Raw genomic sequence first — 15160 nt, 5'->3', positions numbered from 1 at the left:
CGGCGCCGCCGCGGGAGGCGGGCCTGCGGGCGCCCTCCTGGGTGACCCCGGCAGGGCCTGGCTCGCGCCGCCCCCGGCTCCTACGGTCTGACTGCAGTCGAGAATCTGGACCGGAGGGGGTCACCGTGTCGGACGAGCCGTCAGTGAGCATCGGGGTTCCGTACGTCGAAGGGGGGTCGTCGCCGCAGGTGCTGGACGTGTACAGCAGGTCGGTGTCCCCGGCCGAGGACGCTGCTCGGCCGGCCGTCGTGCTGATCCACGGCGGCGGGTGGTTCCGGGGGGACAAGAGCAAGGAGCGGGCGCTCGCGACGATGCTGGTCGACGCCGGCTACCTCGTGTTCGCGGCGGACTACCGCGAGGCTCCGGACTCGGTCTTCCCGGCCAGCAGGGACGACGTGCTCGCCGCGGAGCGGTGGGCGGTCGCCTCCGAGTGGGCGTTCGACCGGAGCAGGCTGGCGTTCTTCGGCGGATCGGCGGGCGGGAACCTGGTCGTGGAGGCCGCGATCGCCACCGGCCGGCCCGCCGTCAGCTGGTCGGGGATGTTCGACCTCCTCGGCATCGTCGAGGCGACCGACGACCTCCCGGCCACGCCGACGACGCAGGACCTCGACGCCATGAAGAGCGCCGACATCAACCAGACCGGCCGGAACGACGCCTTCCTGCGCTGGACGATCCTCAACGAGGTCGGGGGCGACCGCGGGCTGCTCACCGCCGCCTCCACGACGCGCCACGCCTCCCCGGACGGCGGGCCGGTGTTCCTGGCCAACTCGCTCGGCGAGTTCGTCCCCGTGAGCGACGCGCAGGCCATGCAGGCGGCGCTCTCCGCGGTCGGAGTCGCCAGCACGCTGCAGCTGATCCCGGGCACCCGTCACGCCGAGGGGTACACGGAGGCGGCCATCGGCCCCTCGCTCGCCTTCCTCCGCGACGCCCTCCCGCCGGCCCGAGCATGACGACGACGGAGTTCGCCGGAGTCGGAAACGTCTTCTACTTCGTCGACGACCTCGACGCCGCGATCGACTGGTACTCGGCGCGGCTCGGGCGCGAGCCCGTCGTCCGCGGCGAGGCGCTCGTGGCCTACGACCTGGACGGCACCCGCCTGACGCTGCACGAGCGGGACGAGCTGAACGGGCCCGGACCCGACGGCACGAGCCCGTACTGGACGGTCCCCGACGTCGACGCCGTCGTCGCCGACTGGACGGCGAACGGCGCCGTCGCCCACCGCGGTCCGAAGACGGTGTTCACGGGGGAGCGGCTGTGCCAGCTGCTGGACCCGTTCGGCAACCTCTTCTCGGTGCGGCAGGCCGTGTCCCGTGACTGAGGACGTCGCTCCGGCTCCCGCCGCCCCGGCGCAGACGTCCGCGCCGGCGCAGCCGTCGGCCTGGGCGCCCATGGCGATCACCGCCTTCCGCGTGCTGTGGTTCGCCCAGCTGGGCAGCAACATCGGCACCTGGATGCAGACCGTCGGAGCCCAGTGGTACCTGGTCGAGGCGGCCGCGGGCGCGGCGGTCGTCGCGCTCGTGCAGACGGCCAGCCTGGCGCCCTCGATCCTCGTCGCCCTCCCCGCGGGCGTGCTGGCCGACTCGCTCGACCGGCGGCGGCTGCTCATCTGGGGGTCGTCGGCCAGCGCGCTGCTGGCGGCGGCTCTGACGGTCGTGGCGGCGGTCGGTGCGCTGACGCCGTGGACGATCCTGGCCTTCACCTTCCTCCTCGGCATCACCTCCACCCTGACCTCGCCCGCCTGGCAGGCGATCCAGCCGGAGCTCGTGCCCCGGAACCTGATCGCGGCGTCGTCGGCCCTCGGAGGGGTGACGGTGAACGGCGCGCGCGCGGTCGGCCCGGCCCTGGCGGGCGTCGTCCTCTCGGCGTTCGGCGCTCCGGTGGTCTTCGGCATCAATGCCCTGAGCTTCATCGGCGCGGTGCTCGCTCTGCTCTGGTGGAAGCGGCCGGCGCAGACCGGCCTCGACGACCGCGAGCAGTTCGGCGCCGCGCTGAAGGGAGGGATCCGGTACGTCGCCTCCGCGCACCTCGTCCGCCGGATCCTCCTCCGCTCCGCGCTCTTCGCCCTGCCGGCCAGTGCGCTCTGGGCGCTGCTGCCGCTCACCGCGAAGCGCCTCCAGCTCGACTCCAGCGGCTACGGCTTCCTCCTCGGGGCCCTCGGTGCCGGTGCCGTGCTCGGCGTCTTCGCCCTGCCGCTCGCCCGCCGGAAGCTCTCGGACGACGTCGTCATCGGGGCGAGCGCCGTGCTGTTCGCGGCGGGGACGCTCGCGGCGGCCTTCCTGCCCCTCGTCCCGGCGCTGCTGCTGCTGGTCCTCGCGGGGCTGGCCTGGATCGGCACCCTCACCGTGCTGAACGCGGCACTGCAGCTCACACTGCCGCAGTGGGTGCGGTCCCGCGGAGCCTCGATCTACATCCTGGTCTTCATGGGGACCATGGCGGTCGGCTCGATCGGCTGGGGCCTGGCCGCGCAGGTGCTCGGCACCGCGCCCGCGTACGCCGCGGCGGCCGCTCTGCTCCTCCTCGTGGCGGCCAGCGTGCGGGTACTGCCGCTGCTGCCGGGGACGGGCACCGTCGACCGCAGCATCTCGATGTCGTGGCCGACGCCCACGCTGGTGTTCGAGCCGGAGCCGACGGACGGGCCGGTGATGGTGCAGATCTCGTGGACGGTCCGCCCCGACTCCCTCGCGGACTTCCGATCGGCCATGCGGCTGCTGGAGAGCTCCCGCCGCCGGACCGGCGCCTCGCGGTGGGCGCTCTACCGGAGCGGGGAGGAGGCCGACGTGCAGCTGGAGACGTTCATGGTGCCCTCGTGGGGCGAGTTCCGGCGGCAGGAGACCCAGCGACTCACCGGCCGCGACCGCGAGATCCGCGCGGCGGCGCTGACCCACGCCGACGGCGATCCCGTCGAGCGGCACTTCTTCCCGAGCGCGACGCCCTCCTCCTGAGAGAGGGAGCGGCGGCGAGCCGTCCCCGTGATCGTCGAGACGCCGGCCTGCGAGCGGTGTCCCGGCGGCGCGCGGACGCCTCGGCGCGTCTCGGGCGCGAGGGCCGAGGTGCGCCGCGGTCAGCCGCCGACGGTGGAGCCGAAGCCGGACTTGCCGGAGGAGCCGAAGCCGCCGGAGAGGGTCGCCTTCGAGCCGACGGTCGAGCCCGCCGGCGCGCGCTGCACGACGTCGGGCTGGGTCGCTCCGCGGGCCGCGAAGCCACCGGACGCGACGGGCGCCCAGCTGGTCGCCCGCGTCGAGTTCCAGCGCGAGGACGCGAAGATCAGCGGGCCGAGCCAGAAGCCGCCGGCGTAGTGCCCGCGGTACTCGTCGGTCGCCTCGCACAGCTGCTCGGGGTCGTCGCCGACCTCCTCGCCCTGCGCCTGGAGCTGGGCGATCTGCTCCCGCACGTCGGCGAGGCAGTCCTCACGGCTCGCGTAGACGGGGCGCTCGGCGTTCTCGGGGATGACGTAGTCCTGGCCGTCGGCTCCCGTGGCGACGACGCCGTCGGTCGAGGGGCCGCCGTTCGCGAGGGCGACGGCGAGGCCGACCGCGCCGACCGCGACCGCGCCGCCGATGAGCAGGCCGCGGCGGTTCTTCGCGATGCCGCTGATGCCGACGCTCCGGGAGCGGTGGGGAGCGGTGCGGGTGGGGCCGTCGCCGCGGCCGGTGCCGCCGCTCGAGCCTCCGCTCGGCGTGCCGGAGCCCGCCGCGGGCTCGCGGCTGCCCCAGTCGTTCCCGGAGTTCGGCGTCCCGGAATCGCCGGGGGTGCGGTCGTCGTCCGTCATCGGGTCTCCTCGTCCTGCGGGCGGGCCGCGCGGGTGTCCTGCGGCCGGTCGTGCTCGGGGGCGCCGTACTCGGGCGCGGGGGTGCCGGGCGCGGGAGCGCCGTAGGCGGGGGTGGCGCCGTGCCCGGGGCGGGAGGCGGCCGACGCGCCGTCCGCGGCCGTCGCGGCCCCGTCGCTCCGTCCGCCCTCGATGTAGTGGGGGACGAACTCCGCCAGGTCGCCGGTGATCAGGCCGCTCGTCTCGCGCACGTCGATGCCGGCCGGGGTCTCGCCGACGATCCAGCTGCCGATGACGACGGTCTTCCCGTCGACCCGGGCCAGCTCGGCGCGCTCCTGGTGGATGAAGCCCTCGGCGCCGTAGCTCCCGCCGTTCTCCGCGACGACCGAGCCGTCGGCGTCGAGGACCGTCACGTTCGCGCCCTCCCGGCCCAGGCGCGGCTTGCGCACCTGCGCGGTGCCGGGCAGCGGATGCACGGAGGCGGGCAGCAGGTTCGGGTGGCCGCGGAACATCTCCCACAGCACCACCAGCAGCTGCTTGTTGCTGAGCAGGAGCTTCCACGCCGGCTCGACCCAGCGGGTGCGCTCGCGCCGGTCGAGGAGCAGGCCGCCGAACTGCTCGCCGAGCATCCACTCCCACGGGTACAGCTTGAAGACGTGGCGGATCGGCTCGCCGTCGCCGTCGAGGAAGCCGGCGCCGTCGAGCTCGTAGCGGATGTCCTCGACGAAGATCAGCTTGGGGTCGAAGCCGGCCTGCGCCGCGGTCTCGGCCATGTAGGCGACGGTGTCGGCGTCCTCGACGATCAGCTCGCCGTCTCCGGAGTCGTGCAGCGACGCGAGGTGCAGCCGGGCGCCCTCGTCGAGGCTCCAGCGCTCGAGGCGGAGGTGGCGCCACTGCTCGACGAGCTGCTCGTGCAGGCTGTTGAACTGGTCGGCGTCGGGCCCCTTCGTCTCGACCAGCCACTGCCACTGGGCCGCGGCGGTCTCGACAAGCGAGGTCGGGGTGTCGGCGTTGAACTCGAGCAGCTTCACCGCGCCCGCGCCGTCGTAGGCGAGATCGAAGCGGCCGTAGACCGTGGGGTCGTCCTCGTCCCACGAGGTGCGCACCAGCTCGTGGAAGCGGGGCGGGATGCCGAACTCGGCGAAGCGGCCCTTCCGCACCACGAGCTCGCACGCCTCCATGCAGAGGTCGAAGAGCTCCGAGGTCGTGCGCTCGAGCAGGTCGATCTCGGCGGGCTCGAAGGAGTAGGCCGCGGACTCGTTCCAGTAGGGGCGGCCGCCCTCGGAGGGGAGGTCGTAGAAGCTGAAGCCGATCTCGTCGCAGCGGGCTCGCCAGTCCGGTCGCGGAGTGAGGGTGTGTCTGCGCATGATGTCCGGCAAGTGTAGGTCGGGCGTCCGCGTGAGGGCAGGGGGTGGCGCCGTCCTCCGCGCTAGCCTCGACGGGAGCGAAAGGCCGTGCCATGACCGCACCCCTCCCGCTCGCGGGCGTCCGCGTCCTCGAGCTCGGCAACTTCATCGCGGCGCCCACGGCTGGCAGGCTGCTCGCCGACTTCGGCGCCGAGGTGATCAAGGTGGAGCGGCCCGGCACGGGGGACGAGCTGCGCCGCTGGCGGCTGCACGAGGGGTCCGAGACCTCGCTCCTCTTCCACACGATCAACCGCAACAAGCGCTCGATCGCGCTCGACCTGCGCACGGACGAGGGGCGCGACGCCGTCCGCCGCCTGGTCGCCGAGTGCGACGTGGTGCTCGAGAACTTCCGGCCCGGCACGCTCGAGCGCTGGGGGATCGGGCCGGCCGTGCTCGACGAGGCCCGACCCGGCATCGTGATCGGCCGCATCTCCGCGTTCGGGCAGACCGGCCCGCTGTCGGCCCGGCCCGGGTTCGCGGCGGTCGCGGAGGCGATGGGCGGGTTCCGCGAGCTGGTCGGCGACCCGGACCGGCCGCCCGTGCGCGTCGGCGTCTCGATCGGCGACTCGATCGCCGGGCTGTACGCGGGCTACGGAGTGATGATGGCGCTGTTCCAGCGCGAGACCCGCCGCTCCGCGGGGCTGGATCCGGCACCGCTGGCGGAGCGGGTCGTCGACGTCGCGCTGCACGAGGCGATGTTCTCGATGACGGAGTCGCTGATCCCCGACTTCCAGGCGCACGGCATCGTCCGGGAGCGCGTCGGCGGGCGGATGGAGGGCATCGCCCCGACCAACGCCTACACCTGCGCCGACGGGGCGAGCATCGTGATCGCGGGGAACGCGGACGCGATCTTCCAGCGGCTGATGGCGGTGATCGGCCGCGCCGACCTGGGCGAGGACCCGGCGCTCGCCTCGAACGAGCAGCGCTGGGCCCGGCGCGACGAGCTGGACGCGGCGATCGGCGCGTGGACGGCGGGCCGCACCGCCGCCGAGGCGCTCGCGGTCCTCGACGACGAGGGCGTCCCCTCCGGCCCGATCTACACGGCCGCCGACATCAGCGCGAGCGAGCAGTACGCGGCGCGCGACATGATCCAGGCCTTCGACGTCGAGGACGCCGGCGGCACCCTGCGCGGCGTGGGCTTCCCGGGGATCGTGCCGGTGCTCGGCGGCCGCTCCCTCCCCATCCGCTCGCTCGCGCCCGACCTGGGCCAGGACACCGAGGAGGTGCTGGGGATGCTCCGGCGCACCGGTCCCGCTGCTCCCTCCGCCGGCGGGGCTCCTGCCGCTCCCTCCGCCGCCGCTGCCGAGGAGGCCGGCCGGTGACCGCGCTCGCCTCCGCGCGCCTGCGAGACGTCACCCTCCGCGACGGCCTGCAGCTCACCGGCAAGCTCCTGACGACCGAGCGCAAGGTCGACCTCGCGCGCACGCTGCTCGCCGCAGGGGTGCCCGAGCTCGAGATCGGCTCGCTCGCGCGCGGCGACCTCGTCCCTCCGATGGCCGACACACTCGACGTGATCGCCGCGCTCACTCCCGAGGAGCTGGAGCGGTGCTGGGTGTGGGTCGCGACTCCGCGCCACGTCGAGCGTGCGGCCGCCGCGGGGGCGCGCCGCTTCCAGTACTGCTTCTCGGCGTCCGACTCGCACAACCTCGCCAACGTCGGCAGGCCGACCGAGGCGAGCCTGGCCGCGATGCCGGAGGCGGTCGCGCTCGCCGAGAGCGTCGGCGGGCGGATCCAGCTGTGCATCGCCACCTCCTTCACCTGCCCGTTCGAGGGTCCGGTCGACCCGGAGCGCGTGCTCGCGATCGCGCGCGACCCGCGAGCGGCGGGAGCGGCCGACGTGGTCGTCTGCGACACGCTCGGGCAGGCGCACGCCGGCCAGGTGGCGTCGCTCGTCTCGCGCGTGGCGGCGGAGACCCCGCCCCGCGAGATCGTGTTCCACGGGCACGACACCTGGGGCTCGGGAGTCGCGAACGCGATCGCCGCCGTGCAGGCCGGGGCCGCGGTGGTCGACGGCGCGCTCGGCGGCCTCGGCGGCTGCCCCTTCGCGCCGGGCGCCAGCGGCAACACGGCGACCGAGGACCTCCTGTTCGCCCTGCGCCCCGACTGGTTCACGCCCGGCGCGCTCGCGGTCCTCGTCGGCGAGTCGGAGGCGCTGCTCGCCGAGCTCGGCGAGCCCGGCCGCTCGAAGGCCGCGCAGGGCGCCCGCTCGAACGCCCCCGCCTTCCCCTGGGCGCTCTGAGCGGATCGTCCCCCGCTCGCCGGTCCGAGGCGTCGCGAACGGTCGCCTCCCGCCGCGGAGGACGACCGTTCGCGACGCCTCGACAGCGTCGTGCGGGGTCAGCGCGCGAGCAGCGCGCCGAGGCGTGCGCGCTCGGCGCGGAGGACGTCGACCAGGAGGGACCCCTCGGGTGCGGCGAGCCAGCGCTCCAGGGCGAGGTCGAAGAGGGCGGAGGCCGCGAGGGCGGCGAGGGCCGCGTCCTCCGGCGCGACTCCGGCGTCGACGAGGGCGGCGCGCATGCTCTCGGCGAGGGCGGCCGACTTCAGGAGCTCGCGCTCGCGCAGCTGCGGCTCGGAGCGCACGACGGCACGGCGGGCGGCGATCGGAGCGCGCCAGGTCTGGAGGTCGCCCGAGGCGGCCGCCTCGAGGCCGTGCATCACGAGGTCCATCGGCGCGAGGCCGGCGGGGGCGCCGGCGAGCAGGCGGCCGACGATCTCGGGGAACTCGCGCTCGCGGAGGAAGAGGACGTCGCGCTTGTCGGCGAAGTGGCGGAAGAAGGTGCGGGTGGTGAGCCCGGCGCGCTCTGCGATCTCGGGGACGGTGGTGCCCGCGTAGCCGTGCTCGGCGAAGAGCTCCATCGCCGCCTGCTCGAGGCGGAGGGCGGCATCGGGGGCCCAGCGTGACATCCGCCCAGGATAGCTGACGACACGACGTGTCATCAGGAGTAGTGTGACGACACGTCCTGCCATCACTTCCGACTGGAGCCGCCCGTGCCCGAGAACGCCGCCGCCCTGCTGACCGCCCCGCGGGCCGACCTCGTCGTCCGCCCCGCTCCTATGCCCGTCCCCGGTCCGGGGGCGGTCCTGCTGCGCAACCGCGCCCTGGCCGTGAATCCGGTCGACGAGATGAAGCAGTGGACGGGCGATCTGATGTTCCGGTGGGTGCCGTACCCGGCGGTGCTCGGGGAGGACGTGGCCGGAGTGGTCGAGGCGGTCGGCCCTGGAGTGACGCGCTTCGCCGTCGGCGACCGGGTCGTCGCGTACGCGGTCGGGATGGAGCGCGGGCGGCGGAACCGCGACGAGGGCGCCTTCCAGGAGTACACGGTCGTGCGCGAGGACCTGGCGGCGCCGATCCCCGACCGGCTGGGCTTCGAGGAGGCGGCGGTGCTGCCGCTCGCGGTCTCGACGGCGGCGACGGCGCTGTTCCAGCGGGACCACCTCGCCCTGCCGCACCCGAGCGTCCCGGTCCGGCCGACGGGCAGGACGGTCGTGGTCTGGGGCGGGACGACGAGCGTGGGGAGCAACGCGATCCAGCTCGCCGTCGCCTCCGGGCACCGCGTGGCGACGACCGCGTCGCCCCGCAACCACGATCGGATGCGCGAGCTGGGCGCCGAGATCGTGCTCGACTACCGCAGCCCCACCGTCGTCGCCGACCTGGTGGCGGCGCTCGCGGGCCACGAGGTCGCGGGGGTGCTCGCGATCGGGACGGGCTCCGGTGCCCCGTCGGTGGCGGTGGCCGCGGGCACCGGAGCGCGACGCGTCGCCCTGGCCAGCCCCTCCGTCTCGTTCGGCTCGCTCCCGCGCCGGCGCGGTGTCAGCGCCGCCTTCGTGCGGACGATGCTGCGCCTGGTCGGCGGCACCGCGGCGCTGCAGATCGCGGCCCGTCGCCGCGGCATCCGCGCCCGCTTCGTCTGCGGCGGCTCGCTGATGACGAACGAGGTGGGGCCGATGCTGTGGCGCGACCACCTGCCGGCGGCGCTCGCCGAGGGCCGTCACGTCTGCGCCCCGGCGCCCGAGGTGGTGGGTGAGGGGCTCGCCGCGCTGCAGCCCGCCCTCGACCGGCTGCACGAGGGTGTGTCGGCGGTGAAGCTGGTCGTCCGGCTCTGAGGGCGGGCCGCCGCCGCCCGCCCAGGCCGTGCCGCGGACCGGCCGCTCCGCCCGCAGCCGCTCCGCCGGAGCCGTGCCGCCGAGTGGCCGCAGCGCCGGAGCCTCGGTATCGTGGCGCGCTCCGACGCGACCCGAGGAGATCCCGTGATCCGCCGCACCGCCCCCGGAGCCGCCGCGCTCCTCCTGCTCGCCCTGACCGGCTGCTCCGCCGGGTCGTCGCCCGCGGCGTCCCCGTCCGCCACTCCGGAGCCCGTCGGCGGCCTCGGGGTCGCCGTCTCGGCGCTCTGCGAGCCCGGCTCCGATCCGCAGTGCGTCCCGGTCGGCGGGCAGGACGTCCTCGTCGATCCCGAGGACTTCACCCGCGCGGGCGTCGCCGCGGTCGAGGCCGATCCGAGCACGGGGGTCGTCGACGTCCGGTTCGACGAGGCGGGCGCCGCCCTCCTGCGCCGCGGCTCGCAGGCGGCCATCGACGAGGGGGCCGACGCCCGGCTCCTCCTCCGCGTGGGCGACCGGGTCGAGTCTGCGCTCTCCGTCATGCAGCCGATCGAGGGCGACACCGTGCAGATCGTTCCCGCGGAGGGCGACGCGCAGGGGCTGGTCGACCGGATCCTCGCCGGCTGACGCCCGCCTAGGATCGGCGCATGGCGAAGGGTTTCCGCACGGAGCGCGCGCAGGCGCTCCTCCTCGCGCAGCCCTGGGCGCTCTCGCTGGTGAGCGCCGTCTTCGTGGCGGGGATGCTCTGGCTGGCGGCGGACGCGGGCTGGGATCTCGGCGCGGTCGTCGGCGGCGGACGCCGGCACGCGCCGCTGTGGCTGGTGCTCCTGCTCGGCCTGCCGCTGTTCGGCGCCGGAGTGGTGCTCGGCGCGGTCCGGCAGGTGCGGCTCCTGCGGCGGCCGGCGGCGCCGCCCGTCCCGAGTCCGGAGGCGGAGCGGCTGCGGCGCGAGGGCCCGGGCTGGCTCAGCCGGCGCGAGGACGAGCGAGCGGCGCAGGGCGGGACCGGGAGCGCGCAGGGCGGCACCGGCGGCACACCGGACGTGATCGGCAGCGCTCCCGACGGCACGGACGACCCGCGCGACGAGGCCCGCTGACCGCGCCTCAGAGGTGCAGCATCCCCCAGTCGATGATCACGGCCAGCGCCGTGTAGGCCGCGGCCACTGCTCCGACCGCCTTGCCCGCGCGGTCGAGGTCGGCCTGCGGGTCCGGACCGGCGTCGGCGACGACCCGGAGCAGCGCTCCGACCAGCGCGATCAGCGTGATCGCCAGGATCCAGACCTTCAGCGACGCGTGCGGGTCGACGTGCGCGAGCGTCAGCGCGACGACCGGCACCGCCACCACGAGCACCGACGCCAGCACCAGGAGGCAGCCGCGCCGGGTGAGGCCGGTCGGCCCGAAGGAGCCGCCGCGCATCCAGGCGCGCACGCGCTGCCTCCGCGAGGCGGGCGGACCGCCGGCGGAGTCCGCGTCGGTCGAGGGCCCCCAGTCCTGCGCGGTCGTCATCGCGCGGTGCCGGAGCGGTCGGGAGTCGGGCTGGGCCGCATCGGGTCCTCCAGGAGACGAGGGGGCACGTCGGACGGTGGTGCCGACCCCTCAGTCTCGGGAGCGCCTCCGGCAGCGGCAAGCGCCTCTTCCGGACATGTCCGGAAGAGGACGCTCAGGCCCGTCCCTGCAGGATCAGATTCCAGTACACCCACGGCAGGACGCGGCGGTCGGCGAGGTAGGTGAGGCGCCGCTCCTTCGCCAGGCCCGTCCAGAAGGGGACGGTCGGCTTCGGGCGGTAGCGGTCGTCGAACTCGGCGAACACCACGCTCGACCGCGAGACCACGAAGGGGCAGACGGAGTAGCCGTTGTAGACGCGGGGGAGCGGGCGCCCCTTCTGCGCGGCGACGAGGTTCTTCGCGAGCGTGGTGGTCTGCTGGCGCAGTGCTCCTCCGGACTTCGAGTTGACCGTGGCCGCCGCGTCGCCGAGCGCCCACACGTCGGGGAACCGCGGGTGCCGCAGGGTCAGCGGGTCGACCTCGACGAAGCCGCCCTCGTCGCCCTCGGCGGCCAGTCCGGTGCCGGCCAGCCAGTCGGGGGCCGACTGCGGGGGCACGGCGTGCAGCACGTCGTACGACAGCGTCTCGCGCGGGCCGTCGGTCGAGCGCCGCGCGCGGTCGGGGCCGGGGAGGGCGGTCGCGCGCTCGTCGACGGCGAGGACGACCCGCCGCTCGGCCGCGTCGACCTCGACCAGCTCGCGGCCGTAGCGGACCTCGATCCCGTACTCCGCCACCTTCCGCTCGAGCTCGGAGTCGATCAGCGGCATCCCGAACAGAGTGGGGGTCGGCACGACGAGCACGACGCGGATGCGGTCGAGGACGCCGGTCGCGCGCCAGTAGTCGCAGGCGAGGTACATCGGCTTCTGCGAGGCGCCGGAGCAGGTGCCGGGGCCGCCGGGCTGCGTGAAGACGACGGTGCCGGAGCGGACCTCGCGGAGCACCTGCGACGCCTTGCGGGCGTACTCGTACTCGTAGTTCGACACTCCGAACGGCGAGTCCATCGCCTCCTGGAGCCCGGGGACCGCGGCCCAGTCCTTCTGGATCCCGGGGCAGACGACGAGCTGCCCGTAGCCGACGGTGCGGCCGGAGAGGAGGGTGACCGTGTGCGCGACCGGGTCGAGCGTCTCGACGCGGTCCTGGATCCAGACGACCCCCTTCGGCGTCACCGAGCCCTGGGGCCGGGTCGCCGCGGAGGCGGGTGCGGTGCCGCCCGCGACGTGGGAGAGCATCGGCTGGTAGACGTGGGTCGACCGGGGCTCGATCACCGCGACGTCGTCCACTCCGGAGCGCCGCAGCCGTCCCGCGGTCGAGAGTCCGGCGTTGCCGCCGCCGATGATGAGGACGTCGTGGCGGGCCGCGCCGGGATCGGTCATGGCCTCACCCTAGGGGCGCGCCGGGGCGAGCGGACGGGCTTGCGCAGACCCGCGGAAGGGGGTGCGCCCGGAGCGCCCGGGACGGTGATCCCGCACGGCCGCCCGGCTCGCGTCAGGCCGCCTCGAGCGCCTGGATCGCGGTCCTCGCGGTCGCGCAGGGGTAGGAGTCGTACCCGTCGTGGGCGTCGAAGGCGCGGCACTCGGCGCAGCGCAGCCGCACTCCGGCGCCGCCCTCGAGGACGCGCTCGGGGCGGTGCCCGTGCAGGATGACGGCGAGGCTCGCGACGAGGGGGTCGCTGCTCACCAGCGCGCTCCGCAGCGCCTCCGACCGGCGGCGGAGGTAGTCGTCCGCCACCGCGTCGATCGACTGCTCGGGAAGGTCCGGCTCGGGCCAGGAGGCGGGCCTCTCGACGGGCAGGTCGAGCTCGTCGAAGCCCATCGACCAGTCCGGGAAGCGCCGCTGCTCGTGCACGCTGGTCCAGACGGTGACCACTCCCTCGTGCCGCGGGTCGGCGAGGATCCGCGCGTAGAGCGAGCGCACGTCCGACTCCTCGCCCTCGAGCAGCTGCATCACGCGGCGGCCGCGGAAGACGAGCATCCCCGAGACTCCGTGCTCGACGTTGTTGCGGCGGCTCGTCTCGAGCAGCCGGCGGATCTCCCCCGAGCCCAGGTCGCGGTCGAGGGTGCTGACGTAGACGACGGTGAAGACGAGGGAGTCGCGCCGCGGCGAGTGCTCGACGAGGTGGAGCGTCGCGGGGGAGCGGGCGCCGGTCTCGGGATCCATCAGGGCCGCGACCTCCGGGAACTCGAGCCAGATCAGGTCCTCCGGAGCGCTCGGCTCCACGGCGGTGACCGCCGGGACCGCGTCCAGCCACTGCGTCCGCTGGCGGAGGTCGGCGGCGACGGCCTTCTCGTCGAGCCCGGGCAGGAGGCCTGCGGCGCCGGAGACGAAGAGGCTCGTCGCGGAGTTGAGCAGCAGCGTCACGACCGTCGCGTGGCCGTCGCCGCCGAGCACGGGGAGCTCGACACTGTCGGTGCGGCCGTGGGCGGCGAGCCCGGAGGCGTAGGAGACGAGTGCGTCGGCGACCGCGTCCCCCACCTGGAAGGTCGCGCCGGCGTACTGGATCTGCTTCATGGCTCCACGATGCGCCTGCGGCGGATCCGCGGGTAGGGGTACCGGTGCCGAGTGGAGCGTGCAGGGGTCGCGGCTGCTCCCGCCCGAGGAGCAGGGAGCTGCGACGGGCGCCTCCGCGCCGGCCGCGAAGGCGAGCTCCGGGCGCCCGCGGTGCCGGACGGCGGCGGGATCGGCGCGGGCGTCGGCATGCGCGGCTCTCTCAGCATGCGGAGAGCGGCTCCCCATCTCCGCGCGCTCGTCCGCACCCTGCCCCCTCACGGGCGCCACCGGTACCCTTGACAGGTGCCCCTGACCCTCCCTCCGCTGAGCCGCGCCCGCGCGCGCGCCGCCGCGGCGTACCCGACCCGGCAGCTGCTGACCAAGCGCGCCTCGGGCACGAACGGATGGCTCAGCTCGTGGGGGACGAACGCGCACGGCGAGATCGCCGGCTGCCCGCCGCCGCGCGGCTGACCCGCGACCGCCCCTCCTCCGGAGTCCGCGGCCGCGTCCCCGCGCTCACCCACCCCTCCGGACGGAACCCCTCATGCCGCACCAGCCCCTGCCCGCCGATCAGGCCCCCCACTCGATCTGGCGGGGACTCCGCCAGACCCTCCAGAAGGACACGGTCGGCGGAGCGTTCCTGCTCACCGCGACCCTCCTCGCCCTGATCGTCGCGAACAGCCCCGCGTCCGCGCTCTACACCGCGGTCCGCGACTTCCGCTTCGGCCCCGAGGCCCTGCACCTCGAGCTGAGCGTCGGGTCGTGGGCGGCCGACGGCCTGCTCGCGATCTTCTTCTTCGTCGTCGGGCTCGAGCTCAAGGAGGAGTTCGTCGCCGGCAAGCTCCGCGACCCCAAGACGGCGCTCGTGCCGATCGTCGCGGCCGTCGGCGGCGTGGCCGTCCCCGCCCTGATCTTCACCGCGGTGAACCTGCCCCGCGGAGGAGCCGCGCTGGACGGCTGGGCGATCCCCGCCGCCACCGACATCGCCTTCGCCGTCGCGGTGATCGCCGTGGTCGGCCGCTTCCTCCCGCCGGCGCTGCGGACGTTCCTCCTCACGCTCGCCGTGGTGGACGACCTCATCGCGATCACGATCATCGCCGTCTTCTACACCGCCGGCATCGACGTGCTGATGCTCCTGCTCGCGCTGGTGCCGCTGGCGGTCTTCGCGGTCTGCGTGCAGCGCGGCGTGCGCGCCTGGTGGGTGCTGATCCCGCTCGGAGTGGCGACGTGGGCGCTCGTGCACGCCTCGGGCATCCACGCCACGGTCGCGGGCGTGCTGCTCGGCTTCACCGTGCCGGTCGTCGCGACGAAGCGCGCCCGGGTGCGGGTGGGGTCGGATGCGGAGGGGCGCCCGGTCTACGACGGCCTCGCCGCGCACTTCGCCGACCGCTGGAGCGTCCTCTCGACCGCGGTCGCGGTGCCGGTCTTCGCGTTCTTCTCGGCCGGAGTGACGGTCGGCGGAGTCGCGGGCCTGGTCGACTCGTTCCAGGACTCGATCGCCGTGGGCATCATCGCGGGCCTCGTGCTCGGCAAGCCACTCGGCATCGCCGGGAGCACCTTCCTCCTGACCCGGTTCCGCGGCATCGGCCTGGATCCGTCGCTGCGCTGGGTGGACGTGATCGGCATGGCGTTCGTGGCCGGCATCGGATTCACGGTGTCGCTGCTGGTCGGCGAGCTGTCGTTCGGCGCGGGCAGCGAGTCCGACGACCATGTGAAGGTCGGCGTCCTGGCCGGCTCGTTCCTCGCGGCGGTGATCGGAGGCGCGATCCTCTCGGTCCGCAACCGCCACTACCGCCGCCTGCAGGGCTGACTCCCGGCGGGATCTCGCGGCGCCCGCTGCTCGATCAGCAGGAGCGTGCTGC

Annotated in this window: 16 protein-coding genes; 10 read left to right on the top strand and 6 right to left on the bottom strand. The window is 74.9% G+C overall.

Translation table 11 applies throughout. From position 1 onward, the window contains the following. Positions 1 to 212 precede the first annotated feature (212 nt). The 3 genes from C5C54_RS08670 to C5C54_RS08660 are packed head-to-tail and all read left to right on the top strand — an operon-like array spanning position 213 to position 2942. Positions 213 to 950, top strand: coding sequence for an alpha/beta hydrolase (locus tag C5C54_RS08670; protein ID WP_159940689.1), 738 nt, complete (start codon positions 213 to 215; stop codon positions 948 to 950). Beyond that, positions 947 to 1318 carry a VOC family protein gene (locus tag C5C54_RS08665; RefSeq protein ID WP_104288158.1) on the top strand — a complete coding sequence of 124 codons (372 nt, stop codon included), beginning with the start codon at positions 947 to 949 and terminating at the stop codon, positions 1316 to 1318. The genes C5C54_RS08670 and C5C54_RS08665 overlap by 4 nt, the downstream gene beginning before the upstream one ends. Continuing rightward, complete coding sequence (locus tag C5C54_RS08660) at positions 1311 to 2942, top strand: MFS transporter (RefSeq protein ID WP_244230571.1); 1632 nt, start codon at positions 1311 to 1313, stop codon at positions 2940 to 2942. Before C5C54_RS08665 ends, C5C54_RS08660 begins: the two co-directional genes overlap by 8 nt. Positions 2943 to 3061: 119 nt before the next feature. Here C5C54_RS08660 and C5C54_RS08655 read toward each other — a convergent pair whose 3' ends face one another. Together C5C54_RS08655 and C5C54_RS08650 are read right to left on the bottom strand one after the other, a co-directional pair. Continuing rightward, a complete protein-coding gene (locus C5C54_RS08655; RefSeq protein ID WP_104273952.1) occupies positions 3062 to 3769 on the bottom strand; it encodes a hypothetical protein in 708 nt (235 codons plus the stop codon). Beyond that, complete coding sequence (locus C5C54_RS08650) at positions 3766 to 5133, bottom strand: glutathionylspermidine synthase family protein (protein WP_104288157.1); 1368 nt, start codon at positions 5131 to 5133, stop codon at positions 3766 to 3768. Before C5C54_RS08650 ends, C5C54_RS08655 begins: the two co-directional genes overlap by 4 nt. Before the next feature lie 92 nt (positions 5134 to 5225). Here C5C54_RS08650 and C5C54_RS08645 point away from each other — a divergent pair, with 92 nt between their 5' ends. Together C5C54_RS08645 and C5C54_RS08640 are read left to right on the top strand one after the other, a co-directional pair. After that, a complete protein-coding gene (locus C5C54_RS08645) occupies positions 5226 to 6494 on the top strand; it encodes a CaiB/BaiF CoA-transferase family protein (protein WP_104288156.1) in 1269 nt (422 codons plus the stop codon). Then, positions 6491 to 7411: a hydroxymethylglutaryl-CoA lyase gene (locus C5C54_RS08640; RefSeq protein ID WP_104288155.1), complete on the top strand. Its 921-nt coding sequence runs from the start codon at positions 6491 to 6493 to the stop codon at positions 7409 to 7411. Before C5C54_RS08645 ends, C5C54_RS08640 begins: the two co-directional genes overlap by 4 nt. Before the next feature lie 98 nt (positions 7412 to 7509). Here C5C54_RS08640 and C5C54_RS08635 read toward each other — a convergent pair whose 3' ends face one another. Beyond that, positions 7510 to 8076: a TetR/AcrR family transcriptional regulator gene (locus C5C54_RS08635; protein WP_181127864.1), complete on the bottom strand. Its 567-nt coding sequence runs from the start codon at positions 8074 to 8076 to the stop codon at positions 7510 to 7512. Between the two features lie 84 nt (positions 8077 to 8160). On the opposite strand from C5C54_RS08635, the gene C5C54_RS08630 reads away from it, so the two are divergent. The 3 genes from C5C54_RS08630 (at position 8161) to C5C54_RS08620 (ending at position 10364) form a co-directional block, all read left to right on the top strand. Beyond that, entirely contained in the window at positions 8161 to 9276 is a 1116-nt protein-coding gene (locus C5C54_RS08630; RefSeq protein ID WP_104288153.1) for a zinc-binding alcohol dehydrogenase family protein, read from the top strand. A gap of 144 nt (positions 9277 to 9420) precedes the next feature. Continuing rightward, a complete protein-coding gene (locus C5C54_RS08625; RefSeq protein WP_104234350.1) occupies positions 9421 to 9897 on the top strand; it encodes a hypothetical protein in 477 nt (158 codons plus the stop codon). 20 nt (positions 9898 to 9917) lie between these two features. After that, positions 9918 to 10364: a hypothetical protein gene (locus C5C54_RS08620; protein ID WP_104255608.1), complete on the top strand. Its 447-nt coding sequence runs from the start codon at positions 9918 to 9920 to the stop codon at positions 10362 to 10364. 7 nt (positions 10365 to 10371) lie between these two features. On the opposite strand, the gene C5C54_RS08615 is transcribed toward C5C54_RS08620, so the two are convergent. The 3 genes from C5C54_RS08615 to C5C54_RS08605 form a co-directional block, all read right to left on the bottom strand. Then, complete coding sequence (locus tag C5C54_RS08615; protein ID WP_104226999.1) at positions 10372 to 10773, bottom strand: hypothetical protein; 402 nt, start codon at positions 10771 to 10773, stop codon at positions 10372 to 10374. 154 nt (positions 10774 to 10927) lie between these two features. Then, a complete protein-coding gene (locus C5C54_RS08610) occupies positions 10928 to 12184 on the bottom strand; it encodes an NAD(P)/FAD-dependent oxidoreductase (protein WP_104269292.1) in 1257 nt (418 codons plus the stop codon). Positions 12185 to 12296: 112 nt separating this feature from the next. Beyond that, positions 12297 to 13319, bottom strand: a complete 1023-nt coding sequence (locus C5C54_RS08605; protein WP_104234353.1) for a BLUF domain-containing protein — start codon at positions 13317 to 13319, stop codon at positions 12297 to 12299. A 282-nt stretch (positions 13320 to 13601) separates the two neighbouring features. On the opposite strand from C5C54_RS08605, the gene C5C54_RS17920 reads away from it, so the two are divergent. Continuing rightward, complete coding sequence (locus tag C5C54_RS17920; RefSeq protein ID WP_181027217.1) at positions 13602 to 13769, top strand: hypothetical protein; 168 nt, start codon at positions 13602 to 13604, stop codon at positions 13767 to 13769. A 73-nt stretch (positions 13770 to 13842) separates the two neighbouring features. Continuing rightward, positions 13843 to 15108, top strand: a complete 1266-nt coding sequence (gene nhaA, locus C5C54_RS08600; RefSeq protein WP_104255612.1) for a Na+/H+ antiporter NhaA — start codon at positions 13843 to 13845, stop codon at positions 15106 to 15108. Positions 15109 to 15160: the final 52 nt, after the last annotated feature.

Source organism: Rathayibacter sp. AY1F2 (genome assembly GCF_002930885.1).
Classification (GTDB): Bacteria; Actinomycetota; Actinomycetes; order Actinomycetales; family Microbacteriaceae; genus Rathayibacter.
Note: the sequence above shows the minus strand (reverse complement) of the source record. Positions and strands in the feature narration are given on the sequence as shown.

What these genes read in the sequence shown, in the direction of transcription:
- C5C54_RS08665 (WP_104288158.1), top strand. Translation starts at nt 947, where the DNA reads ATGACGACGACGGAGTTCGCCGGAGTCGGAAACGTCTTCTACTTCGTC.
- C5C54_RS08655 (WP_104273952.1), bottom strand. Translation starts at nt 3,769, where the DNA reads ATGACGGACGACGACCGCACCCCCGGCGATTCCGGGACGCCGAACTCC.
- C5C54_RS08650 (WP_104288157.1), bottom strand. Translation starts at nt 5,133, where the DNA reads ATGCGCAGACACACCCTCACTCCGCGACCGGACTGGCGAGCCCGCTGC.
- C5C54_RS08645 (WP_104288156.1), top strand. Translation starts at nt 5,226, where the DNA reads ATGACCGCACCCCTCCCGCTCGCGGGCGTCCGCGTCCTCGAGCTCGGC.
- C5C54_RS08635 (WP_181127864.1), bottom strand. Translation starts at nt 8,076, where the DNA reads ATGTCACGCTGGGCCCCCGATGCCGCCCTCCGCCTCGAGCAGGCGGCG.
- C5C54_RS08620 (WP_104255608.1), top strand. Translation starts at nt 9,918, where the DNA reads ATGGCGAAGGGTTTCCGCACGGAGCGCGCGCAGGCGCTCCTCCTCGCG.
- C5C54_RS08615 (WP_104226999.1), bottom strand. Translation starts at nt 10,773, where the DNA reads ATGACGACCGCGCAGGACTGGGGGCCCTCGACCGACGCGGACTCCGCC.
- C5C54_RS08610 (WP_104269292.1), bottom strand. Translation starts at nt 12,184, where the DNA reads ATGACCGATCCCGGCGCGGCCCGCCACGACGTCCTCATCATCGGCGGC.
- C5C54_RS08605 (WP_104234353.1), bottom strand. Translation starts at nt 13,319, where the DNA reads ATGAAGCAGATCCAGTACGCCGGCGCGACCTTCCAGGTGGGGGACGCG.
- nhaA (WP_104255612.1), top strand. Translation starts at nt 13,843, where the DNA reads ATGCCGCACCAGCCCCTGCCCGCCGATCAGGCCCCCCACTCGATCTGG.